Origin of the sequence: Caballeronia pedi, assembly GCF_001544915.2 — a bacterium.
GTDB lineage: Bacteria > Pseudomonadota > Gammaproteobacteria > Burkholderiales > Burkholderiaceae > Caballeronia > Caballeronia pedi.
Window position 1 is genome coordinate 18,506 of the sequence record NZ_FCOE02000021.1, and the last position, 21,367, is coordinate 39,872.

22 protein-coding genes are annotated in these 21,367 nt (G+C 63.5%); 15 read left to right on the forward strand and 7 right to left on the reverse strand.

Translation table 11 applies throughout. The annotated features are described in order from the left end of the window. Window positions 1-292: 292 nt before the first annotated feature. The 5 genes from AWB80_RS26240 (at window position 293) to AWB80_RS26260 (ending at window position 5,051) form a co-directional block, all read left to right on the forward strand. A complete protein-coding gene (locus AWB80_RS26240) occupies window positions 293-1,117 on the forward strand; it encodes a GGDEF domain-containing protein (protein ID WP_087131614.1) in 825 nt (274 codons plus the stop codon). A 135-nt stretch (window positions 1,118-1,252) separates the two neighbouring features. Then, on the forward strand, window positions 1,253-2,725 hold the full coding sequence (locus tag AWB80_RS26245) for a mechanosensitive ion channel domain-containing protein (RefSeq protein ID WP_061177593.1): 1,473 nt from the start codon (window positions 1,253-1,255) through the stop codon (window positions 2,723-2,725). Between the two features lie 172 nt (window positions 2,726-2,897). Beyond that, on the forward strand, window positions 2,898-3,851 hold the full coding sequence (locus AWB80_RS26250) for an alpha/beta hydrolase family protein (RefSeq protein ID WP_061177594.1): 954 nt from the start codon (window positions 2,898-2,900) through the stop codon (window positions 3,849-3,851). Window positions 3,852-4,059: 208 nt separating this feature from the next. After that, window positions 4,060-4,620, forward strand: coding sequence for a hypothetical protein (locus AWB80_RS26255; protein ID WP_143328146.1), 561 nt, complete (start codon window positions 4,060-4,062; stop codon window positions 4,618-4,620). A gap of 56 nt (window positions 4,621-4,676) precedes the next feature. Next, window positions 4,677-5,051 carry a hypothetical protein gene (locus AWB80_RS26260; protein ID WP_087131616.1) on the forward strand — a complete coding sequence of 125 codons (375 nt, stop codon included), beginning with the start codon at window positions 4,677-4,679 and terminating at the stop codon, window positions 5,049-5,051. On the opposite strand, the gene AWB80_RS26265 is transcribed toward AWB80_RS26260, so the two are convergent. Next, window positions 5,042-6,589, reverse strand: coding sequence for a methyl-accepting chemotaxis protein (locus AWB80_RS26265; protein ID WP_061177597.1), 1,548 nt, complete (start codon window positions 6,587-6,589; stop codon window positions 5,042-5,044). The two genes, AWB80_RS26260 and AWB80_RS26265, sit on opposite strands and share 10 nt — an antisense overlap. 192 nt (window positions 6,590-6,781) lie before the next feature. Then, the gene (locus AWB80_RS26270) at window positions 6,782-7,486 is read right to left on the reverse strand and encodes a glutathione S-transferase N-terminal domain-containing protein (protein ID WP_061177598.1); all 705 of its coding nucleotides are present in this window, start codon (window positions 7,484-7,486) and stop codon (window positions 6,782-6,784) included. 384 nt (window positions 7,487-7,870) lie between these two features. On the opposite strand from AWB80_RS26270, the gene AWB80_RS26275 reads away from it, so the two are divergent. Together AWB80_RS26275 and AWB80_RS26280 are read left to right on the forward strand one after the other, a co-directional pair. Next, the gene (locus AWB80_RS26275; RefSeq protein ID WP_061177599.1) at window positions 7,871-8,368 is read left to right on the forward strand and encodes a hypothetical protein; all 498 of its coding nucleotides are present in this window, start codon (window positions 7,871-7,873) and stop codon (window positions 8,366-8,368) included. A 91-nt stretch (window positions 8,369-8,459) separates the two neighbouring features. Beyond that, window positions 8,460-9,227, forward strand: coding sequence for an SDR family oxidoreductase (locus tag AWB80_RS26280; RefSeq protein WP_061177600.1), 768 nt, complete (start codon window positions 8,460-8,462; stop codon window positions 9,225-9,227). Window positions 9,228-9,236: 9 nt separating this feature from the next. Here the strand turns inward: AWB80_RS26280 and AWB80_RS26285 are convergent, their stop codons facing one another. Then, on the reverse strand, window positions 9,237-9,467 hold the full coding sequence (locus tag AWB80_RS26285) for a hypothetical protein (protein WP_061177601.1): 231 nt from the start codon (window positions 9,465-9,467) through the stop codon (window positions 9,237-9,239). A 169-nt stretch (window positions 9,468-9,636) separates the two neighbouring features. Between AWB80_RS26285 and AWB80_RS26290 the strand changes: the two genes are divergently transcribed. The 7 genes from AWB80_RS26290 (at window position 9,637) to AWB80_RS26320 (ending at window position 17,798) form a co-directional block, all read left to right on the forward strand. After that, a complete protein-coding gene (locus AWB80_RS26290; RefSeq protein ID WP_061177602.1) occupies window positions 9,637-11,646 on the forward strand; it encodes a sigma-54-dependent Fis family transcriptional regulator in 2,010 nt (669 codons plus the stop codon). Between the two features lie 201 nt (window positions 11,647-11,847). Continuing rightward, window positions 11,848-12,903, forward strand: a complete 1,056-nt coding sequence (locus AWB80_RS26295; protein ID WP_061177603.1) for an ATP-NAD kinase family protein — start codon at window positions 11,848-11,850, stop codon at window positions 12,901-12,903. A gap of 24 nt (window positions 12,904-12,927) precedes the next feature. Further along, window positions 12,928-13,923: a thiamine pyrophosphate-dependent dehydrogenase E1 component subunit alpha gene (locus AWB80_RS26300; RefSeq protein ID WP_061177604.1), complete on the forward strand. Its 996-nt coding sequence runs from the start codon at window positions 12,928-12,930 to the stop codon at window positions 13,921-13,923. A gap of 18 nt (window positions 13,924-13,941) precedes the next feature. After that, the gene (locus tag AWB80_RS26305; protein WP_061177605.1) at window positions 13,942-14,958 is read left to right on the forward strand and encodes an alpha-ketoacid dehydrogenase subunit beta; all 1,017 of its coding nucleotides are present in this window, start codon (window positions 13,942-13,944) and stop codon (window positions 14,956-14,958) included. Beyond that, window positions 14,958-16,082: an acetoin dehydrogenase dihydrolipoyllysine-residue acetyltransferase subunit gene (locus tag AWB80_RS26310; protein ID WP_061177606.1), complete on the forward strand. Its 1,125-nt coding sequence runs from the start codon at window positions 14,958-14,960 to the stop codon at window positions 16,080-16,082. Before AWB80_RS26305 ends, AWB80_RS26310 begins: the two co-directional genes overlap by 1 nt. A 123-nt stretch (window positions 16,083-16,205) precedes the next feature. After that, window positions 16,206-16,949 (forward strand): lipoyl protein ligase domain-containing protein, encoded by a 744-nt coding sequence (locus tag AWB80_RS26315; RefSeq protein WP_061177688.1) that lies wholly within the window; start codon window positions 16,206-16,208, stop codon window positions 16,947-16,949. An 18-nt stretch (window positions 16,950-16,967) separates the two neighbouring features. Further along, window positions 16,968-17,798: a beta/alpha barrel domain-containing protein gene (locus AWB80_RS26320; protein ID WP_244206747.1), complete on the forward strand. Its 831-nt coding sequence runs from the start codon at window positions 16,968-16,970 to the stop codon at window positions 17,796-17,798. 8 nt (window positions 17,799-17,806) lie between these two features. On the opposite strand, the gene AWB80_RS26325 is transcribed toward AWB80_RS26320, so the two are convergent. The 3 genes from AWB80_RS26325 to AWB80_RS26335 form a co-directional block, all read right to left on the reverse strand. Beyond that, entirely contained in the window at window positions 17,807-18,334 is a 528-nt protein-coding gene (locus tag AWB80_RS26325) for a YMGG-like glycine zipper-containing protein (protein WP_061177689.1), read from the reverse strand. A gap of 49 nt (window positions 18,335-18,383) precedes the next feature. Next, a complete protein-coding gene (locus AWB80_RS26330; protein WP_061177608.1) occupies window positions 18,384-18,734 on the reverse strand; it encodes a hypothetical protein in 351 nt (116 codons plus the stop codon). Between the two features lie 173 nt (window positions 18,735-18,907). Further along, window positions 18,908-19,711 carry a DeoR/GlpR family DNA-binding transcription regulator gene (locus AWB80_RS26335; protein ID WP_061177609.1) on the reverse strand — a complete coding sequence of 268 codons (804 nt, stop codon included), beginning with the start codon at window positions 19,709-19,711 and terminating at the stop codon, window positions 18,908-18,910. Between the two features lie 31 nt (window positions 19,712-19,742). Here AWB80_RS26335 and AWB80_RS26340 point away from each other — a divergent pair, with 31 nt between their 5' ends. Further along, window positions 19,743-20,330, forward strand: a complete 588-nt coding sequence (locus AWB80_RS26340) for an NUDIX domain-containing protein (RefSeq protein WP_061177610.1) — start codon at window positions 19,743-19,745, stop codon at window positions 20,328-20,330. A gap of 2 nt (window positions 20,331-20,332) precedes the next feature. On the opposite strand, the gene AWB80_RS26345 is transcribed toward AWB80_RS26340, so the two are convergent. After that, entirely contained in the window at window positions 20,333-21,283 is a 951-nt protein-coding gene (locus tag AWB80_RS26345) for a LysR family transcriptional regulator (protein WP_061177611.1), read from the reverse strand. Between the last annotated feature and the right edge of the window lie 84 nt (window positions 21,284-21,367).

Below are 21,367 nucleotides of genomic sequence, written 5' to 3' on the forward strand. Positions count from 1 at the left end.
CGGGGCCAACGGATTGATGCGTAACGCATTTCCCGCGGCGTGCGAAATTCGCGCGATGCTTCGACGTTCATTCTGAACCGGTTGCAAAGTTCGCGTTGTCGCGCCAAAAATCGACGGAGCTTTCTAATGACGTCTGTTTTAGGATTTCGCGCGGCGACTTGTCGCGGGCGCGATGCAATTGGCCATTTATCATTTTGCTTGACCAAGCAACCATTGCTCAGGCCAAAAAGGCCGGAAGCAGGAAGGCGGTCCCGGAACCCATCAGGGACCGGCACTTGATGAGATTCCGGTCATGGCAACCCCCGAGCCCCCCAACTCGCCGCGCAGAAATCAAACGGGCGCCAGCACGCATTTCCTTTTGCACCAGACTGCGCAGATTCTCGGCGTGCACCCAATGATCATCGGGACCCTCGGCACGAGCCTTGTCCTTGGTCTGATGTGCCTGTTGCTCGATGCGGTACAAATGACGCTCGGAGATCCAACGGTCCTCGTGCTCGCCGTGGCGCTTGGTGCCGTCGCCGTTTTCGCCTCCTGGTTCTTTGCATTCGTGCTTCGAGAGCAGGTCGGCAAGGAAACAAAACTCAGACGTTTATCAACGACCGATCCGCTTACCGGGCTTGCAAATCGCCGCAGTCTTGAGTTGCATCTTGCCCAAGAGTGGGACAGCGCGCGGCGACGTGGCTCGCCTCTTTCTGTCCTTTTCATCGACATCGACCACTTCAAGCGAGTCAACGACACGCTCGGACATGCGGCCGGCGACGAGGTACTCATCGCTGTTGCGCACGGTGTCCGGCGGGTGGCCCGTCGGTCCGTCGATTTCGTTAGCCGTTACGGCGGTGAAGAATTCGTGGTTGTCTTGCACAAGATGAACACCGAAGGAGCAACAGCGATAGCCGAGGCAATCAGGACGGAGGTGCAAGGCCTGCAGCTTCAGCACATCACAGGCGAATATCAATGCATCACAGCGTCCATCGGTGTTGCGACATGCGAGCCGGGCGAAGACTTCGCACCAGTGCACCTGGTCGAAGCGGCCGACGCGCAGATGTACGCCGCCAAAAAGGCTGGCCGCAATCGCGTACATGCTGTCACACTGACCAAAGCCGCTGTCATGACTTGAGCGTTGCGCATCGGAATCGGCGTCATCTGGTACTTGCCCTCTGCATAGGCTCGGACGACCACGCAGAACCGCGGCTAGCGCGCAGAAAGCACCAACTGTGTATTCTCTCGAAGTCGTTCCTCGAGAGGAGCCGCCATGACGAACCCCCTGATTCCAGGTCTCGCTATCGTCGCTGTAGACGTGGTCGTGTGGCGTGCCAGGCTGCCCGCGAACGACCTGGCGCGACTCTTCATACGGCTCGCGCTCTTCTTCCTGTTCAGCTGGGTACTCTTTTCGTCCGGTCTCAGTCCCTTTACGCAGGCTCCATACCTCGACGTGGTCGAGCTGCACTGGTTGGGGCAGGTCCTCGAAATCATCTGGTGGTTGATGGGTGCGCGTCTGCTCACTCTCTCGCTCGACACGCTCCTGCTGCCGCGCGCCTGGAGAAAGCAGCGTCTCTTCTCGGACGTGTTCGGCGCCGTAGTCTTTCTCGCTGCGGCGGTGGCCGCCCTGGGCTTCGTGCTGGAATTGCCTGTACGCGGGCTGGTCGCGACCTCGGGCGCGCTCGCAATCGTGCTGGGCCTTGCCATCCAGAGCACGCTCAGCGACGTCTTCGCGGGCATCGTCATCAACACGACAGAGCCGTATGCAATAGGTGACTGGGTGACGATCGATGACGTTGAAGGCAAGGTCGTCGAGATGAACTGGCGCGCGACACACTTGCTGACGGGTCAGGGAAACACGCTCATCGTGCCAAACGCTGTCGCGGCAAAGGCGAAAATCACCAACAACAGCAGGCCGGGAGACGTCCACGGGCTATCGCTCGTTCTCGAGATCGAACCCGAGGCGCGACCGAAGACGGTGCTGGACGCCCTAGGGCGCGCGCTTACGGGCTGCAACGTCATTCTCGCGACGCCGGCTCCGTACGCCCGGATGAAGCGCACCACCGCAAACTCGGTGCAGTACGAAGTCGTAGCCTTCGTGTCCGACATGAACCAGAAGCTTGCCGTATCGAGCGAGCTCTTCGACCTCTGTTACCGCCATCTCGCATCGGCTGACGTAGCGTTACGGGCGCTCGGTGTGCCAGCGCCGGCGGTCACGTCGCGCGACGAGAAAGAGGCGCTGCTGAAGCGGGTAAGCCTGTTCGACAGCCTGTCTGGCGAGGAAGTGACAAGGCTGGCGAAATGTCTCTCCCGGCACGAGTATCAGGAGAACCACCAGATTCTGGCACCGGATACTGTGCCGGACAGTCTCTCGATCGTGCATTCTGGCGTGCTATCGGTCTCCATCGCCGAATCGGAAAGTAGCCGCGAAATCGCACGCATAGGGCCGGGAGAAGCGTTCGGGGAAGCCGGGCTGCTCGCCGGGCTCTCGATGCGCGTGTCTATCGCAACGCTCACGCCGTCCGTCTTGTTCCAGCTCAGCAAGGACGACATGACTTCCTTTCTCAAGGACCATCCCGAGGTTGCGAAGCAGATGTGTCAGCTTCTTGCCTATCGCCAGGATAAGCTCGGCAGGCTCGTCACTCCGATGCCTGCCGCGCAGAAAAAGGGCCACACGCTGTTCCAATGGCTGCTCGAAACGGTCTGGAACCGGCATTCGTTGAACGATGAATCCGAAAACAAATGACGCGCTAACGCGATGACCGGTCCAGACTTCGTTGACTGGCGAGTCGTTCGACCACGCGGTTATATGTCGAACACGTATTCATCAGCATAGCTGACTATGGTGATGTCGTCGGTGAGTGCATCCACGATGTCGAAAATCGAGTGCTGCTATATCGGCTTGAAGCGAGAATCTCATGAGAAAGCTGATTTCGTCCGTCTTCCTTTGTCTCCTGAGTTCGACCTGCCATAGCGCCGGCGTCAGGCTTTTCGACATCCCGGCGGCCCCCAACGGGCCTGCTCTCCAGGCAGCCGTGTGGACGCCGTGTGCAGACGTCCCCGAACAATTCGAAGTAGGGACAACCCTCGTGCGGGGAACAAGGGACTGCTCCGTAACCGGCGAGAATCTTCCTCTGGTAGTGATGTCGCACGGGCATGGAGGTTCCCGCCTTGGTCACCACGACCTTGCCGAGAAGCTCGCTGATGCGGGATTCGTTGTTGCAGCGATAAATCATCCAGGCGACACGTCTTCGGACATGTCGCGGGCGTCGGAGCCATCGGAGTTCGTCGAACGCCCAATCGACATCCAGCGGCTCATCGACTATATGCTGGATTCATCGCCCGAAGCGTCGAAAATCAACGCGCGCAATATCGGGTTCTTCGGCTTTTCCCGTGGCGGCTTTACGGGTCTCGTATTGGCCGGAGGCGTTCCTGACTTTCAACACGCCGACATACCGTGCCCTGATGAGCTTCCCATTTGCAAGACCATCCGAGAGGGAAAACTGCCGCCGCAACACTGGACTCGTGACCCGCGAATCCGGGTGTTCGTACTGGCCGACCCGCTCGACGCTTTTCCGACCCCCGCGACGGTGCAGAACATCAGCGCTCCAATCCAGCTGTGGGCGTCAGAGTATGGTGGCGATGGCGTGTTGCCCGAGACGACACCTGCGCTTTCCAAGCTGCTGCCCACCAAGCCTGAGTACCATCTGGTCGCCGGCGCCGCTCATTTCGCGTTCCTCTCACCGTGCACGCCAAAGCAGGCTGCGAGCGTACCTCGCGTCTGTGTCGACGATGGTGGGTTCGACCGTGTCGCGTTTCATGCCAGATTCAACGAGGCCGTATTGAGATTCTTCCAGACGCGCCTCCGATAGCTTCGTGTAGATCTGTTCAAGCATGCGTCTGGCCGGGCAGTCGTATCCTGTGTTGCGAGTTGAATCCCCTCTGCATCGGGTGTAAGGTGGTTGCCCTATTGGCACAATTGCCTGACTCTGAGGTCCTCGTGCGGCTTGTGTGAAGGGGTTTCTCGCTCGAAGCGATGAGCACGCGGCGCCTCTGATGTTGCAGGGAGGGTTTATCGGTATGGCAGATAAGGCAAGCGCGCGCTTCTTGATTTCGTCCGAGGCCGCGGAAGAGAAGGCGGAGCTTCTGCAGCAACTGGCTGGCGGCAAGAACGCGTTGCGCCTGAATCAGGCGCTCGAAGCCGTGGCGTCAGGATGCGGGTTCGATCGATGGCGTGATCTAGTGGCAACTAACGCGAGGTTGGCGGCGGGCGAGGCAAATTCCCTCGGCATCTCTGCACTCATGTTGGCCGATGACCACCACGTCGACGCAGAGACGCTTGCGGCTCGGCGCGCACTGCAGGTGGAAACCGTTCGAGGTGTCATCACTTGCTCCTATGCACGAGCGCAAGAACTCGTGGCTCTGTGGGCTCTGTCCGGTTCGCCGCACGACGACAATACTCGCAGTTCAGTCGTCGATACTGAATCGGAGCAGGCACTCGAAGAAACGCTCAACGATGCGTTATTTGCGGCCACGCAGGAATTCGGTCCTGACGAGTCTCCCTACGTGCCGCCTTCCGTACCTTCGGCGCCGGTCGCGGTGAGTTACAAGAAGCGTCGCTCACCGGCCGACGAGAAGTAGGTAGCTGGCTGCGGTTTGGAGCCCGAACGTAGATAGAAGGCCGAGTTCAATATTCGATGTCATCCAAGGTCAGAAACTCGTTACTCTGGATTCTCGAGCCTCTCGAGGGTGACGAGACCTATTTCCGAAAACGAATGTTCGGCTGCGACGCGGCTTACATCGATGGGCTGCTGTGCCTGGTTGTGGCCGACCGGGATGAACCGTGGAATGGTTTGCTGGTATGCACCTCGCAGGAACGACATACTGCGCTTGTCGAGGAAATACCCGCCTTGCACCCACATCAGGTTCTCGGAAAATGGCTTTGCGTAAAGCAAAGCGACCCTGCGTTCGAGGATGTCGCCCGCCGTGTTACCTCGCTTGTCCTTTCACGTGATTCGCGCATCGGCGTCGCGCCGAAACCACGGCGACCGGCAACGAAGCATCAAACCTGAAACGCCTGCACCGTCTGCCTGAGTTCGCGCGCTTGCGCATCGAGCGAGAGCGCCGCCGCTGCCGCCTCGTTGACGAGCGCGGCATTACCCTGCATCAGCCGATCCATCTGCGAGACAGCGTCGTTCACTTCATCGATGCCGCCGCTTTGCTCGCTCGACGCCGTCGCGATGGCTTCGACGAGCGCGGACACGCCATCGACGGAAGCGAGCAGATCCGTGAGCGTCGAACCGGCATGCTTCACCGTCGAACCGCTCGACTCGACATGCGCGTTGACTTCGCGCGTCAACTGCGCGATTTCCTTCGCCGCACCCGATGAACGGCGCGCGAGCGCGCGAACTTCCTCCGCGACGACGGCGAAGCCGCACCCGAGCGACCCGGCGCGCGCCGCTTCGACGGCCGCGTTCAGCGCGAGGAGATTGGTCTGAAATGCAATCGATTCGATGACGCCGGTAATCTGCCCGATCTGCGTCGAACGCGCCGACAGATCGGTCATGCGCGCGATCGCGTCGGCGACGGCGCGTTCCCCGTCTTTCGCACGCACCGACGCTTCCTTCGCAAGCTCACGCGCGCGATTCGCGTGATCGGCGTTGGTTCGCACCGTCGACGCGATCTGCTCCATGCTCGCCGATGTCTGCTGCAAACTCGCCGCGTGCTCCTCGGTGCGCGCGGACAGCGCGTGATTGCCTTCGGTGATGTCCGCCGCCGCAATGCCGATGGTGTCGGTCGAGCGCTTGATATCGCCGACCATCGATGCGAGCTGGCTGCGCATCAGACTCATTGCGTGCATCACGCTTTGCGTGTCGCCGGGCGCGACGGGCACGTCCGTCAGCAGGTCCCCTTGCGACACGCGCCGCGCGACGTTCGCCGCGAGCGCCGGCTCGCCGCCCAGTTGCCGGATCAGCGCGCGCGCCATCGAAAAGCACAGCCATCCGACGAGCGCCACGCCTGCGGCGATGCACGCGGCAACAGTCCACTGCACGACGCGGCTCACGCGTTGCGCGTGGTCATACTCCTGCTGCGCGGCGTTCAACTGGAATGCGCGCAATTCCGTGGTTTCCTTCTTGACGCGCGCGGCAGTCGGCTCGATTTGCTGCGTCACGATCCACTGCGCTTCCGATAGATTGTTCGCGGCGAGCAGGTTGGCCGTCGGGCGAAAGCCCTGGTCGCGCAACGTCGCCCAGTCGCTGGCGAGGCGCCTGGCGAGCGGCGTTTCGCTGGCATCGAGCGGATAGCGCAGATAGCGGCCGAGCAGGGCATCGATATTCGCGATGCGCCGCTGCGTCGACGCAACCACGGCCTGCGTCTTTTGCGCCGATGGATCGAGCACGGCGTCGCTGATCGCGAACTGGCTCTGCGTGATGAGTTCGTCGATGGTCGAAATGGTTTGCAGCGCCTGCGCGCGCCCTTCGAACACGTGACGCAGCGCGGCATTGCCTTGCTGGACGCCGAATAATCCAACGCTTCCGACCGCGACGAGCACGGCGGCGACCGCGCCCGTGACGATCGCGAGGCGCGCCCTGACAGTGAGCTTCGACATATGCGGTAGAGGAGAAACGTGCGCGTGGAAAATCTGATTCGGCGCGAGCGGCCAAACTTCAGACTTTTTCGAGAAGCGCAATCTACCGGCGGTTCAAGACGGTTGTGTGACAACCGCATCCCTCATGTGCCGAATACGTTTGCGTCCGATGCCCGCGCGCATTGCAACGGGCACGAAGCATGAAGCACCGACTCAGTTGCGCTTCGGAATGTCGAGTCCGCGCTGCACGGCGGGCCGGTCCAGAAACGCCTTGAGCGTGCGTTCCACGTTCCCGAACTCGTGAAAGTCCACGAGTTCGCGCGCCTCATAAAAGCCGACCAGATTGCGCACCCACGGAAACACCGAAATATCCGCGATGCTGTACTCGTCGCCCATGATCCAGTCGCGCCCGTCGAGCCGGCGATCGAGCACGGCGAGCAGCCGCTTCGATTCCGCGACGTAACGCGCGCGGGGCCGCTTGTCCTCATAATCCTTGCCGGCGAATTTGTGAAAGAAGCCGACTTGCCCGAACATCGGGCCGATGCCGCCCATCTGGAACATCAGCCATTGCAGCGCCTCATAGCGTTTCGCGACATCGTCGGGCATGAACTTGCCGCTCTTCGCCGCCAGATAGACGAGAATCGCGCCCGACTCGAACAGCGGCAACGGTTCGCCGTTCGGTCCGTCCGGATCGATGATCGCGGGAATCTTGTTGTTCGGATTGAGCGACAGAAACTCTTCCGACAACTGGTCGTTGTTATCGAAACGCACCAGATGCGGCTCGTAGGGCAGCCCGGTTTCCTCGAGCATGATCGAGACTTTCACGCCGTTGGGCGTCGGCAGCGAGTACAACTGGATGCGTTCGGGATGCTGAGCAGGCCATTTGCGGGTGATCGGAAAATCGGCAAGCGCGGTCATTTAAAGTCCTCGAAGGTCGGAACCGCGAATATAACCATTTCGACGTTTTCCTGTTGCTTACGGCTCGCGCGCGCCGTCATCGGATCGCCGCATCGAAAAGAGAAGATTGAGGGATCTCGTACAGACACCGCCTGTCGAAGGGCAGAACCTGTCTGTATCGCCACTACAAAAGCGATTGTAGGAATCGCTGTACGAGCACGAGGATTGCGCGTAACGCCAAAGGTCAAGAAGTCAACCAACACTAGAAACCAAGCCCCTGCGGGAAGAATGCAGCGCGTGCGCGAGGTGCGGGCCAATTCGCCGATTTGCTGGCTCGCTTATTGCATCGACCCGGATGCCTGAGCATCCCTGTCGGCCCTTACGAACCGTTGGTTTTGACTCGCCATGAAAACCGCTCCTCTCGCAACGCTTACCGCATTCGCTGCCGTGGTCGGGGGACTACTGCCCAGCCTGTGCGGCGCCACCCCTCTGGAAAGCCAGCTCGATTGCAAGTCCAGCGCGCACCGATTCATCGCGCCGCTCGTCGCCGACAAATCCATCGACGCGCGACCGATGCGCGTCGAGGCGAATTCCGTGAACGCCTTCAGGCCGACGCAGGGCAGCGAACTCACGGCATACGGCTTTCGCGTCTATGCCGTGCTGGGCTACGAGCACGGCGACGACATGTTCAAGCGAGGCAGTGGTCAACCGATCAACGATTCCGCGTACGGCGTCGTGGTGCTCGCGGCGTCGGAGACGGTGGAGGAGAAAGTGCGTGAGTCGGGCAGCACGGCCGTGGTGAAACAGGTCGTGCCGATGTTGATGACCGCCGTCTTCTGCGACGGCAGCGCGTTGCGCAACACGGCGGGTCCGGTCACGACGGAAGCGTCTAGTAGTCGTTAAAGCAGCGCCGAAAAGCGCTGAGTCGTCGATAATGTTCTCCCGATTTCAGCGCGCGCAAGTGTCGCGCGCATAACGACAGGAGAACGCCGATATGTCCGATGCAGCCAACCACTCTCAACGAATCGCAATCGTCACCGGAGCGGGCAGCGGCATCGGCCGCGCGGCGGCGCTGGCCCTGCTCGGCGACGGCTGGTCGGTCGTGCTGGCAGGCAGGCGTCCCGCGCCGCTCGAAGCGGTGATCGGCGAATCGAACGCGGGCGCGCGCGCGCTCGCCGTGCCGACCGACGTCGCCGATGCGCAATCGGTCGAAAACCTCTTCAAGGCGGCGGTCGAGCGCTTCGGCCGCGTCGATCTGCTTTTCAACAACGCCGGCGTGACGAATCCGCCCGGACCGTTCGAGGACTGGACGCCCGAGCAATGGCGCAATGTCGTCGACATCAATCTGAACGGCATGTTCTTCTGCCTGCAACAGGCATTTCGCACGATGAAGGCGCAAACGCCGATGGGCGGGCGCATCATCAATAACGGCTCGATTTCCGCGAGCGCGCCGCGCCCGAATTCGGCGGCCTACACGGCGACGAAACACGCGGTGCAGGGCCTCACCAAAACCGCATCGCTCGATGGCCGCAAGTACGACATCGCGGTCGGTCAGATCGATATCGGCAACGCGTTCACCGAGCTGTCCGAGCGCATGTCGAAGGGCGTGCCGCAGGCGAACGGCGAGATCGCCGTCGAACCGATGATGAACGTGAAGTTCGTCGGCCAGTCGGTGCTGTACATGGCCAATCTGCCGCCCGAGGCGAACGTGCTGTTCCACACCGTGATGGCGACCAAAATGCCGTTCGTCGGGCGCGGTTGATCCCTTCTTCTACGCCGTCCGATACCAGACGCGAATGCCCGAGTACCAGTGGCTCACGCTGGTATCGTCGCCGGCGCCGAACGTCGAGAGGCTCTCGACGTTCAGCACGTCGACTCCATTCTCCTCGATCCACCGGTTCGCGCGCTCGACCAGCGCCGCGCCGTTCTCGTACACATTGCCCTTGATGATGTGATGCTGCACGATCTGTCGCTCGAAATCTTCGTAAGCGATCTTCGCCATCCGTCGTCTCCTGTGTTTTGGTTCTGATACGCCGAAGTATCCGCACGCGTTTTTGCTGCGGCGCAGCGCTATCGCCGCATGACGCGTTGTGCCGATTCGAGCATCATATGGCCTGAGACACGCTCGTGCGAATCGGTTTATCCCGCGTTCGCGCGCAAAGGAGAGCACGATGGACATGCGGCAACGCGAGCACATCGAGGCAGTCGTCGCGGCGACCACGCGGGCGGAACCGGCCATGTCCGCGCCCGCGCCGCTGCGCACGCACGAGAGCATCATCGAGTCTTCGTGGCGGCGTTGCGTGCATCAGTACGGGCTCGATCCGTCGCGCATGCAGGAAGCGCGCATCCTGACGCAGACGCGCCTGCGCGAGCATCAGCAGCGCATCGACGATTTCGCGCGGATCGCGCGTCACGGTCTCGAAACCTTGTACGAGCATGTCGCGGGCATGGGCTATGTCGTGCTGCTCACCGATGCGTCCGGCGTGACCGTCGACTATCTCGGCGACGCCAACACGGATTCCGCGCTGCGCCGCGCGGGGCTGTATCTCGGCGCGCAATGGAGCGAAGCCGGCGCGGGCACTTGCGCGGTCGGCACCGCGCTCACGACCGGCCAGGCGCTCACGGTGCATCAGGTCGATCATTTCGACGCGACGCATATCCCGCTCACCTGCACCGCCGCGCCACTCTTCGATTCGCGCGGCGCGCTCGCCGCGATCCTCGATATCTCCGCGCTCACCTCGCCGCAAGCCCGCGACAGCCAGAATCTCGCGCTGCAGCTCGTGCGCATCTACGCGGGACATATCGAGAACGCGAACTTCCTGCGCACGCATCGGCAGGACTGGATTCTGAAGCTGAACACATCGCCGGAATTCGTCGATGTCGATCCCGAATACCTGATCGCGCTCGATGCGAGCGGACGCATCGTCGGCCACAACCGGCGCGCGCACGCGATGCTCGCGGCGGAGATCGGCCGGCCGATCGCGCCGGGCGCATTTGCAAGCGAGCCGGTGGCGTCGTTGATCGGCGTGCCGTTCGATACGCTCTTCGATGCGCGCATCGAGGAACTGGGCCGCTTCGTCTATTCGCGGCCGAGCGAGCTGCGCGCGGTGCCGCTCGCGAAATCGGGCGCGCTGCTGTATCTGAGCGTGATGCCGCCCGCGCCGTGTGTCACGCCCGCGACGAGCGCGGTGTCGTCACGCAGCGTCGAAGTGCCCGCGGCGCTGGCCGCGCTGAGCGGCGGCGATGCGACGCTCAGGCGCCAACTGGAACGCGCGGCGAAGCTCGTCGATTCACCGATCAACTTGCTCGTCAACGGCGAAACCGGCAGCGGCAAGGAGTTCTTCGCGAAGGCGCTGCATCGCGCGAGCGCGCGGCGCGCGGGGCCGTTCGTCGCGGTGAACTGCGCGGCGATTCCGGAGACGCTCATCGAAAGCGAACTGTTCGGGCATCTGCCGAACAGCTTTTCGGGCGCGGGCGCGAAGGGCAAGCGCGGGCTGATTCAGGAAGCCGACGGCGGCACGCTCTTTCTCGATGAAATCGGCGACATGCCGCGCGAACTCCAATCGCGTCTGCTGCGCGTGCTGGCCGAAGGCGAAGTGCTCGCGATCGGCGCGTCGCGGCCCGTATCGGTCGATGTGCGCGTGATTTCCGCGACCCATCATTCGCTCGATGCGCTCATGCAGGACGGACGTTTCCGCGAAGACCTCTACTACCGCCTGAACGGCGCGCGCTTCACGCTGCCGCCGCTGCGCGAACGCACCGATCTCGACTGGCTCGTCGACAAATTCCTCGAAGGCGCGGTCACGTTATCGCCGGCGGCGCGCGAGCGCTTGCATCGGCATGAGTGGCCGGGCAATCTGCGCGAGCTTTGCAATGTGCTGCGTTATGCGCGCGCGGTGTGCTCGAACGGCCTGATCGACGTCGATGACCTGCCGGAAGGCTTCGGCGGCGCCGCCATTGCCGCCGCGCCGGTCGAACCGCCGCCGCCGCGCGTCATCGAGGATTTCGATCCGCATCGGCTGCCGCCGGAAGGCATGTTGCTGATGCAGTATCTGCGCGCTGCAAGCTGGAACCTGAGCGCGGTCGCGCGGCAGATCGGCGTGAGCCGCATGACGCTGTATCGGCGCATGGCGCGCTACGGCATCCGCTCGCCGAATCAGCGCGACGCGAACGGTCGCTGAGCACGCCGATACGCCTGTACACCCCGCGATACACATGCCGCTGTGACACCTGTCACGGCGGCGCCCCGTGCACCCTCTGAAGCGCCCGTTTTCCGCGGGTAATCCCTCGCTTTTACGCGCCTGAAAACGCCGTGCCGATTGGCATGGCGCTTGCCTTTATCCGCCGCACAAAACATACGACACAAAAACGGAGACACAGGCATGCGAGAAAGCGCGGCGCCGCTCGTCGGCATCATCGCCAATCCTGTTTCGGCGCGCGATATTCGGCGCGTCATCGCGAACGCGAACAGCCTGCAGCTCGCGGATCGCGTGAACATCGTGTTGCGGCTGCTTTCGTCGCTGGCGTCGTGCGGCGTCGGGCGCGTGCTGATGATGCCGGACCGCGAAGGCCTGAAGGTCATGCTGCAACGCCATCTCGCGCGCAAGCAAGGTCCGGATGCGGGACTCGCGAAAGTCGACTTCCTCGATATGCCCGTGACCGCGCGCGTCGACGATACCTTTCGCGCCGCGCGGATGATGCGCGAAGCCGGCGTCGATGCGCTGATCGTGCTCGGCGGCGACGGCACGCATCGCGCGGTCGTGCGCGAATGCGGACAGGTGCCGATCGCGGGTCTCTCGACGGGCACCAACAACGCGTATCCCGAAATGCGCGAGCCGACCATCTCGGGACTTGCCGCCGGTCTCTATGCGACGGGCCGCGTGCCGTCCGGCGAAGCGCTCGCGTCGAACAAGCGGCTCGACATCGAGATACGCGCGTCGAACGGCGGCGTGCGCCGCGATATCGCGCTCGTCGATGCCGTGATCTCGCACGAGCATTTCATCGGCGCGCGCGCGCTGTGGAAGATCGACACGCTCGCCGCCGTCTACGTCGCGTACGCCGATCCGCAGGCGATCGGCATGTCGGCCATCGCGGGTCTGCTCGAACCGCTCGGGCGTCACGATCCGGGCGGCGTCGCGATCGAACTGGCCGCGCGCGGCTTCGGTGAATTCGATCTGCACGCGCCGATCGCGCCGGGTCTCATCGAAGCCGTGCCGATCGCGAACTGGACGCGCCTCACCGACGGCGTGCCGCATCGCGTGAAGCAGCGCACCGGCATCGTCGCGCTCGACGGTGAACGCGAACTCGCTTTCGGCCCCGGCGACGAAGTGACCGTCACGCTCAGGGAAAACGCCTTTCGCAGCATCGATGTCGCCGCGTGCATGCGCTACGCGGCGGCGTCCGGGCTGATGCGCCGGCCCACGAGCAATACCCGTTAGACCCATCCACCGAAGGAGACAGAGATGACAGCTACGCAAAATGCGGGCGGCTTGCCGCTCTCTAAGGACGAACTGCTGACCGTGTATCGCAAGATGCGCACGATCCGCGATTTCGAAGAGCGCCTGCACGTCGATTTCGGACGCGGCGACATTCCCGGTTTCGTGCATCTGTACGCGGGCGAAGAGGCGGCGGGCGTCGGCATCATGAGCCATCTGAGCGACGGCGATCGTATCGCGAGCACGCACCGTGGACACGGCCACTGCATCGCGAAGGGCGTCGATCCGGTCGAAATGATGAAGGAGATCTACGGCAAGAAAGGCGGTTCGTGCAACGGCAAGGGCGGCTCGATGCATATCGCCGACCTGTCCAAAGGGATGATGGGCGCGAACGGCATTCTCGGCGCGGGCGCGCCCTTGATCTGCGGCGCGGCGCTGGCGGCGAAGTTTCGCGGCAAGGGCGAAGTGGGCATCACCTTCGCGGGCGATGGCGCGTCCAATCAGGGCACCTTTCTCGAAAGCCTGAATCTCGCGGCCGTGTGGAATCTGCCGGTGATCTTCGTGATCGAGAACAACGGCTATGCGGAATCGACGGCGCGCGATTACGGCACGGCGGTCGATAGCTACGTCGATCGCGCGGCGGGCTTCGGCATTCCCGGCGTGACCGTCGACGGCACCGATTTCTTCGCCGTGTACGAAGCGGCGGGCGAAGTGATCCGGCGCGCGCGCGAAGGCGGCGGCCCGGCGCTGCTCGAATGCAAGATGATCCGCTTCTACGGCCACTTCGAAGGCGATGCGCAGACGTATCGCGCGCCGGGCGAACTCGACGATATCCGCTCGAACAAGGACTGCCTGAAGAAATTCGCGGCCGCCGTGACGCAAGCCGACGTGATCGCGCCGGGAGAACTCGATGCGATCGACAAGGAAGTCGCCGCGCTGATCGATCGCGCGGTGCAGGAAGCGAAGGACGCGCCGCTGCCGAGCGCCGCCGATCTGCTCACCGATGTCTACGTCAAATACTAAATCCTGGAGACGACAATCATGGCCCGCAAACTGAGCATGAAGATGGCGATCAACGAAGCCATCGATCAGGAAATGACCCGCGATCCGAGCGTGATCGTGCTGGGTGAGGATATCGTCGGCGGCGCAGGCGCGGACGGCGAAAAGGACGCGTGGGGCGGCGTGCTCGGCGTGACCAAGGGACTCTACGCGAAGCACGGCGACCGGCTGCTCGACACGCCGCTGTCGGAGTCGGCGTATATCGGCGCGGCAATCGGCGCTGCGGCGTGCGGCATGCGTCCGATCGCGGAGCTGATGTTCATCGACTTCATGGGCGTGTGCTTCGACCAGATCTTCAATCAGGCCGCCAAATTCCGCTACATGTTCGGCGGCAAGGCGGAAACGCCCGTCGTGATCCGCGCGATGGTCGGCGCGGGTTTCCGCGCGGCGGCACAGCACAGCCAGATGCTCACGCCGCTATTCACGCACATTCCCGGCCTGAAAGTGGTTTGCCCGTCGACGCCTTACGACACCAAGGGTCTTTTGATCCAGGCGATCCGCGACAACGATCCGGTCATCTTCTGCGAGCACAAGAACCTCTACGGCTTCGAAGGCGAAGTGCCCGAGAACTCGTACGCGATTCCGTTCGGCGAGGCGAACATCGTGCGCGACGGCCGTGACGTGTCGATCGTCACGTACGGACTGATGGTGCATCGCGCGCTCGAAGCGGCATCGACGCTCGCGAAAGAGGGCATCGAAGCGGAAGTCGTCGATCTGCGCACGCTGTCGCCGCTCGATATCGACACCGTGATCGAAACGGTCGAGAACACGGGGCGGCTCGTGGTCGTCGATGAGGCGCATCCGCGCTGCAACATCGCCACCGATATTTCCGCGCAAGTCGCGCAGCAGGCCTTCGGCGCGCTGAAGGCCGGCATCGAGATGGTGACCGCGCCGCATACGCCGGTGCCGTTCTCGCCGACGCTCGAAGATCTTTACATTCCGAGCGCCGCGCAGATCGCCGACGCCGCACGAAAAACCATGAAGGGAGGAAAGCACTGATGTCCGCAATCACACCGATCGTGATGCCCAAATGGGGCTTGTCGATGAAGGAAGGCACGGTCAACGAGTGGCTCGTTGAGGAGGGCACGGAGATCACCGTCGGCATGCCGATTCTCGATGTCGAAACCGACAAGATCGCCAATGCAGTCGAAGCGCCCGATGCCGGTTTGCTACGCCGCAAGGTGGCGGAAGCGGGCGATACGCTGCCGGTGAAGGCGCTGCTCGGCGTGCTCGCGTCGGCTGACGTGAGCGACGCTGATATCGACGCCTATGTGTCGTCGTACGTGACGCCCGCCGGGGACGAGGAAGAAGGTGAGGAAGCCGCGGCGTATCACTTCGTCGATGTCGACGGCATCCGCGTGCGCTACGCCGCGCGCGGTGGCGACGACGCGAGCAGGCCCGCGGTGCTGTTCATCCACGGCTTCGGCGGCGATCTCGACAACTGGCTCTTCAATCTCGATGCGCTCGCGGAAAAGAATCGCGTGTTCGCGCTGGATTTGCCGGGCCACGGGCAATCGACGCCGAAAGTGCCGGGCACGACGCTGGCCGATCTCGCGGGCTTCGTCGGCAAGTTCATGGACGCGCTGGAACTGAAGAAGGCGCATCTCGTCGGGCATTCGATGGGCGGCGGCATCGCGGCGCAGATGGCTGTCGATCAGCCGGAGCGCGTGGCGTCGGTGTCGCTGATTTCGCCAGCCGGTTTCGGCGATGAGGTAAACAACGCGTACACCGAAGGTTTCGTGACGGCGGAGTCGCGCCGCGAACTGAAGCCGGTCGTGGAACTGCTGTTCGCGAATCCGGAGCTCGTGAGCCGCCAGATGCTCGACGATCTGCTGAAATACAAGCGGCTCGACGGCGTGAGCACCGCGCTCACTTCGCTCAATGGCGGGTTGTTCGCGGGCGGTCGGCAGAGCGCGCAGCCGGGCGGCAAGCTGGCCGCGACGGGCAAGCCGGTGCTCGTGATCTGGGGTGAAAAGGACCAGATCATTCCCGCCGCGCACGCGAAGCATGCACCGGACGGCGCGACCGTGCGCGTATTCGACGACGCCGGCCACATGAGCCAGATGGAGAAGGCGAACGAGGTGAACGCGTTGTTGAAGGAGCACGTGCAAAAGGGCGGCTGAGCGCGTCCCGATCCGCCCGCGCCCCGCCGGAGAAGGCCGCCGACGGGGCGCGCTCGTTCGTCGCCGTTATTGGCTACCATGCTGGGGTGGCGTCCGCTCGGGACGCGCCCGGACATCGACTCCATGCTCTTCCAACTGCTCGATCCCGCCTCGCTTTCCGGCGATCCCCTCGATGCCGAGGAGGCGCTGCTCGCGCGCGCGGCCGCAGGCGACGCCGTCGCGCACGTCTGGGAAGCGCCTGTGTCGCTGGTCGTGCCGCGTAGCTATCAGCGTTACGCGCCGCTCGCCGACGCTCGCGACGCCTTCGCACGGCGCGGTTGTCCCGTCTGGCTGCGTCTGTCGGGCGGCGGCCTCGTTCCACAAGGCCCGGGCATTCTCAATCTGAGCCTTGCCTATCCGGTGCGCGCGCCGATGGGCACGCTTTCCGAAACCGTCTATCTGCATCTATGCAGGATTCTCGCCGATGCGCTCAACTCGCTCGGCGTGCTGACGCACTGGCAGGCGGTCGAAGGCTCGTTCTGCGATGGCCGCTTCAACCTCGCGTGGGGCCCCGGCGACGACGCGCGCAAGATCGCCGGCACGGCGCAATACTGGCGTCGCGTGCCTGACGGCGACAATGACCAGCCGCTCTACGCGGTGCTCGCGCACGCCGTTCTGCTCGTCGATGCCGATCCGATCGAAATCAACGAGCGCGCCAACGCGTTCGAAGCGATGATCGGCAGCGGACGGCGCTACGAAGAATTGCGCGTCGTGACCGTTGCGCAGGCGCTCGCCTACGAATGTTTCTCGATACCCGCCGATCTGCGCGAGCGCGTGCGCGCGGCGTTGATCGATCGTGTGAAGGATGCGCCGCTGCCTGAGCAATAAAAACGCATCGAGGTGGCCATGCCGCTCAGAAGTGCTTCGAACGGGTTCTTCTTCGCGCTGTGGGTGGCCGTGTGCGCCGCCGCGCCCGAGTTCCTGTGGCAAGGTCTCTTTTCGCTGTTCGGCCACTTTTCCCTGACGGATGCGGCCGCCGCGCTGTTAATCGGCGCGATTCTCGCGTTCTTCGTCGAGCCCGTTCTGGAGCGCCTGCGTGGCCTTGGCGACGCGCCCGCGCACGCGGAAAAGTCGCCGGCCTTCGCGGCGTGCGAGGCGTTGAGCTTCGCGGTCGTCGCCGTGTGCGTGCATGAGGCGATCACCGTGTATGTCGCGGCAAGTCACTCCAACGAGCAGGCGGCCGAGAATCTCGCGAGGGCCGTCGGGCTGGCGCTGCAATGGGCGATCACGCCTTTTTTCATCACAATTGCGTGGATGGCCGCGCGCGGGCCGTCATGGATCGCGTGGCCGGTGGCGGCGTTCGCGGTGATCGTCAGCTTTGTCGCCGGCGTGATATTCGGATGGAGCGTGCACGTGCTCGTGACGAGCGTGATTCCGGTGATCTGCGTGCTGATCGCGGGATGCATCATCGTGCGGCAACAATGGGACGCGCGCACGTTCAGGCGCTGCGCGCGGGCGACGGGTGTCATTGCGCTCGCCTGGCTCGTGCTGACGGGCATGCTGCAAGTCGCGCTATGGCTCGCGCACGTGCAGGCGTTTCGCATCTACGAACGAACGGAGTTCTGGAGCGACCTGCGCTTCTATATCGGCTGGGTGACGGGCTTGCTCGTCGCGCCCGCGTTCGTGCCCGACGCGCCGCTCAACGCCGGTGGCGATGACCGGCGCGTGCGGCGATGACGAATCCGTCAGTACGCTCCAGGCGGCGGTTGCCAGCCGGCCGGGGGCGGAGGCGGCGGTGGCGTGGTGTATGACGAGCCGTAAGGCTGGGTCGTGCGCACCGCGCCGCGCACCGGCACCTTGTCGCCGGCGGCGTACATGCATTGCAGATATGCGTAGTCGTAACGCTGCTGCACGTTGTAGCCCGATGCCTGCGATGCGCCGACGCCGAACGCGCTGCCGGTCAGCAGACCCGCGCCCGCGCCGATGGCCGCACCCGAGCCGCCGCCGAACGCCGCGCCCGCGGCAGCGCCGATCGCGGTGCCGACGACCGCACTGCCGACCGCGCTGTTGGTCGCGGCCTGATTCGCGTCCACGCCGCCGACCTGATTGAGGGCGAACTGCCGGCACGAGGCGTCGTCGGCACGGAACTGGTCGAACGTCTTGGTGCTGCCGGGCAGCGCCATCACGCTGGGACCGGTGGGCATCACGGTGCAGGCCGAAAGGCCGAGCGCGCCGATTCCCGCAAGGAGCAGGGCAAGCCTTGAGTAGTTCATGGATTCTTGCAAATTCGTTTCGTCGTCGGTTTTCAAAGCGCCGGAAGCGTCAGTTCGACGGCGGGGGCGTCGCCGGAACCGGGCGCCATGCGCCGGCGCATTGCTTTACGTACGGGTAGTAGGCTCTCGCGGAGTCGCAGTAGTACCACAGGCCGGGCTGCTGCGCGGGCGCGCCGGGATCGGCGGCAGGCTGGCCCTGCTCGACGTATTGCACCGGCGCGGACGGCGCGACGACCACGGGCGGCGGCGGATAGTAGTAATACGGCGCCGGCGCGACGGGATACGGGTAATACACGGGTCCGCCGACCCACACGCCGACGCGAGCCCAGGCGTATGCATTGGCGGTCACGCCCGCGCTCGCGATCAGCGACAGCGCGATTAAAGCCTTCAGGCGATTCACGACCTTCTCCAGAAAAATTGTTCGCTGTGACGATGCCTTTAACGGAAAACCGGCCTCCGCTGTTGACCGGACATGGCACATCATTCAACGCTATTCCAGTTGGGGTGGAAATACAATTACAGGACCCGGCCCGTTTTTTTCGGCGCGTTACCCGGTAAAAAAACGTCGCCATATCACGCGCGCAGCACGGTAATTCCGGCTTGCTCGATCGGCTCGGTGAGCTTCGCGTCAGCCGCATCCTCGACGATGATCGTCTGCGCCAGTTCGATCGCCCCGATCCTGTAAGCCGACGCCGCGTTGAGCTTCGCCGCCGACGCCAGCACGACGGTTTCCGCCGCGCGCGCCGCGAGCGCCCGCTTGATATGCGCTTCCTCGAAATCGCCGGTGGTGAGGCCGGCGGCCGGATGCACGCCGGTGACGCCCATGAAATAGATGTCGGCGTGGATGTGCGACATGGCGTCGACGGCCGCCGCGCCGACCGTGACGATCGAATGCTTGTAGAGCTTGCCGCCGATCAGCACGACTTCGACCGACGCATGCTCCGCCAGCGCAACCGCGACGCTCGGACTATGCGTGACGAGCGTCGCGCAAAGGTGCTCGGGCAGTTGCCGCACGAGCAGTGCGGACGTGGTGCCGCCATCGATGATGACGACCTGCCCCGGTCCGATCATTTCCGCCGCTTTTTTCGCGATGCGCCGCTTCGCGTCCGATTCCATTTCCTGACGCCTTGCGAACGGCGCAATGGCAGGCGACGCCGGCAGCGCGCCGCCATGCACGCGTTGCAACAGGCCTTCGGCTGCGAGTTCGCGCAAGTCGCGCCGGACGGTGTCTTCCGAGACGCCGAAGTGCGCGCTCAGATCGCTGGCGAGCACCTGGCCCTCGCGTTTGAGGGTATCGAGGATCGCTTTCTTGCGTTGGCTGGTCAACATGGGTTTGCACGAATTCACTTGATATTGCACGAAACTGCACGCTACCATGGGCCCGATTAAATGTCGAACAGGTGAAGCGATGGAAACGAAAGAGCGCGTCCGCATCCTCAAAACTGAGATCCTTTCGGACGACTGGTACGTCCTCAGAAAGGTCACCTTCGACTTCCTGCGCCGCGACGGCACCTGGCAGCGTCAAAGCCGCGAAACGTACGACCGCGGCAACGGCGCGACCATCCTGCTGCACGACCGCAAGACGGGCAACGTGCTTCTGACGCGCCAGTTCCGCATGCCCGCATTCGTCAACGGCCACCACGGCATGTTGATAGAGACGCCCGGCGGTTTGCTCGACAACGCGTCGCCGGAAGAGCGCATTCGCGCCGAAGTGGAAGAGGAAACGGGATATCGCGTGCATCACGTCGAGAAGATTTTCGAGGCGTTCATGAGTCCCGGATCGGTGACGGAAAAGCTCTATTTCTATCTCGGCGAGTACGACGGTTCGATGCGCGTGTCGGACGGCGGCGGCGTCGAGGAAGAAGGCGAGGAAATCGAGACGATCGAAGTCCCGGTGCAAACGGCGCTGCACATGATAGAGCGCGGCGAAATCATGGACGGCAAGACGATCATGCTCTTGCAGTATGCGGCGCTGAAGGCGCGTTCGGGCGCGTAGATTCAGCCTGAACGGGATGACCGAAGATCGAGGCTCCCGGCAAATCGTTCCGCGAGTTTCTCGGCCTCGAACGCGTTCACGACCCAGTCGATGAACGCGCGCGTTTTTGCGGGCAAAAGCGTTCGCGACGGGAAGTACATCGAGATCGCGCCCGCATCCGAATACCAGCGCGGCGCGAGTCGGACCAATGCGCCATTTTCGAGATCCGCCAGCACGTCCGCCGTGGCGAGCATGGCGACACCCATACCGAGCAAGGCGGCCCCGCGCATCGCGGACGGATCGTTTACGACGAACGACTCCTGCAGACGCACTGGCGCTTCGCGGCCGGTCACGTCGCGCATGGTCCAATGGCGCACGCGGCCCGACTGCAAGGAACGCATGACGATGCCGCGAAACGCCTGCAGGTCGGCAGGCTCGCGTGGCGGCGTCTTATCGGCCATGTAGCCCGGCGATGCGACCGCGATCACATGCGCAGGCGCCAGTGTCCGCGCGACGACCGTCGGCGAAAGGTCGAACCCTCCACCGATCGCGACGTCGTACCCCTCCGCGATCAGATCGACTTGCCGGTTCTCGAAGTGCCATTCGGGCTTGATGCGCGGATACCGCTCAAGGAAGCCAGGCAGCAGCGGCAGGATATGCGCCACGCCGAAAGTCGGCGCCAGGCTGAGCTTGAGAACGCCCGCAGGTTCGCCGCCGTCACCCGCGATGCCCGCGATGGCGGCCTGAATGCCACTCAGACTGTCCGATATGGCCAGCCGGAACGATTCGCCGGCTTCGGTCAGAGTCAGCTTGCGGGTCGAGCGATGAAAGAGCCGCACGCCGAGATTGCGTTCGAGCATCGCGACATTGCGGCTCACCGCTGCCGGCGTCAGAGACAGCCATCGAGCGGCTTCAGAGAAGCTCCCGTGCTCCGCGCTGCGGATGAACGATTCGAGATTGGCGAGCGTTTCCATTGCATCTTCTTCAAGCAAACGTTGAAAGTATAACAAGCCGCTTCCTACTAACGCTTGAGCTTCGAAGCCGCCATAGTTGCTTCA

Excerpts from the sequence above, each read along its gene's own strand:
- AWB80_RS26340 (WP_061177610.1), top strand. The coding sequence starts at position 19,743 with ATGGAAACGAAAGAGCGCGTCCGCATCCTCAAAACTGAGATCCTTTCG.
- AWB80_RS26250 (WP_061177594.1), top strand. The coding sequence starts at position 2,898 with ATGAGAAAGCTGATTTCGTCCGTCTTCCTTTGTCTCCTGAGTTCGACC.
- AWB80_RS26325 (WP_061177689.1), bottom strand. The coding sequence starts at position 18,334 with ATGAACTACTCAAGGCTTGCCCTGCTCCTTGCGGGAATCGGCGCGCTC.
- AWB80_RS26255 (WP_143328146.1), top strand. The coding sequence starts at position 4,060 with ATGGCAGATAAGGCAAGCGCGCGCTTCTTGATTTCGTCCGAGGCCGCG.
- AWB80_RS26245 (WP_061177593.1), top strand. The coding sequence starts at position 1,253 with ATGACGAACCCCCTGATTCCAGGTCTCGCTATCGTCGCTGTAGACGTG.
- AWB80_RS26320 (WP_244206747.1), top strand. The coding sequence starts at position 16,968 with ATGCCGCTCAGAAGTGCTTCGAACGGGTTCTTCTTCGCGCTGTGGGTG.
- AWB80_RS26290 (WP_061177602.1), top strand. The coding sequence starts at position 9,637 with ATGGACATGCGGCAACGCGAGCACATCGAGGCAGTCGTCGCGGCGACC.
- AWB80_RS26310 (WP_061177606.1), top strand. The coding sequence starts at position 14,958 with ATGTCCGCAATCACACCGATCGTGATGCCCAAATGGGGCTTGTCGATG.
- AWB80_RS26280 (WP_061177600.1), top strand. The coding sequence starts at position 8,460 with ATGTCCGATGCAGCCAACCACTCTCAACGAATCGCAATCGTCACCGGA.
- AWB80_RS26260 (WP_087131616.1), top strand. The coding sequence starts at position 4,677 with ATGTCATCCAAGGTCAGAAACTCGTTACTCTGGATTCTCGAGCCTCTC.
- AWB80_RS26345 (WP_061177611.1), bottom strand. The coding sequence starts at position 21,283 with ATGGAAACGCTCGCCAATCTCGAATCGTTCATCCGCAGCGCGGAGCAC.
- AWB80_RS26295 (WP_061177603.1), top strand. The coding sequence starts at position 11,848 with ATGCGAGAAAGCGCGGCGCCGCTCGTCGGCATCATCGCCAATCCTGTT.
- AWB80_RS26275 (WP_061177599.1), top strand. The coding sequence starts at position 7,871 with ATGAAAACCGCTCCTCTCGCAACGCTTACCGCATTCGCTGCCGTGGTC.
- AWB80_RS26240 (WP_087131614.1), top strand. The coding sequence starts at position 293 with ATGGCAACCCCCGAGCCCCCCAACTCGCCGCGCAGAAATCAAACGGGC.
- AWB80_RS26270 (WP_061177598.1), bottom strand. The coding sequence starts at position 7,486 with ATGACCGCGCTTGCCGATTTTCCGATCACCCGCAAATGGCCTGCTCAG.
- AWB80_RS26265 (WP_061177597.1), bottom strand. The coding sequence starts at position 6,589 with ATGTCGAAGCTCACTGTCAGGGCGCGCCTCGCGATCGTCACGGGCGCG.
- AWB80_RS26305 (WP_061177605.1), top strand. The coding sequence starts at position 13,942 with ATGGCCCGCAAACTGAGCATGAAGATGGCGATCAACGAAGCCATCGAT.
- AWB80_RS26315 (WP_061177688.1), top strand. The coding sequence starts at position 16,206 with ATGCTCTTCCAACTGCTCGATCCCGCCTCGCTTTCCGGCGATCCCCTC.
- AWB80_RS26300 (WP_061177604.1), top strand. The coding sequence starts at position 12,928 with ATGACAGCTACGCAAAATGCGGGCGGCTTGCCGCTCTCTAAGGACGAA.
- AWB80_RS26335 (WP_061177609.1), bottom strand. The coding sequence starts at position 19,711 with ATGGTAGCGTGCAGTTTCGTGCAATATCAAGTGAATTCGTGCAAACCC.
- AWB80_RS26285 (WP_061177601.1), bottom strand. The coding sequence starts at position 9,467 with ATGGCGAAGATCGCTTACGAAGATTTCGAGCGACAGATCGTGCAGCAT.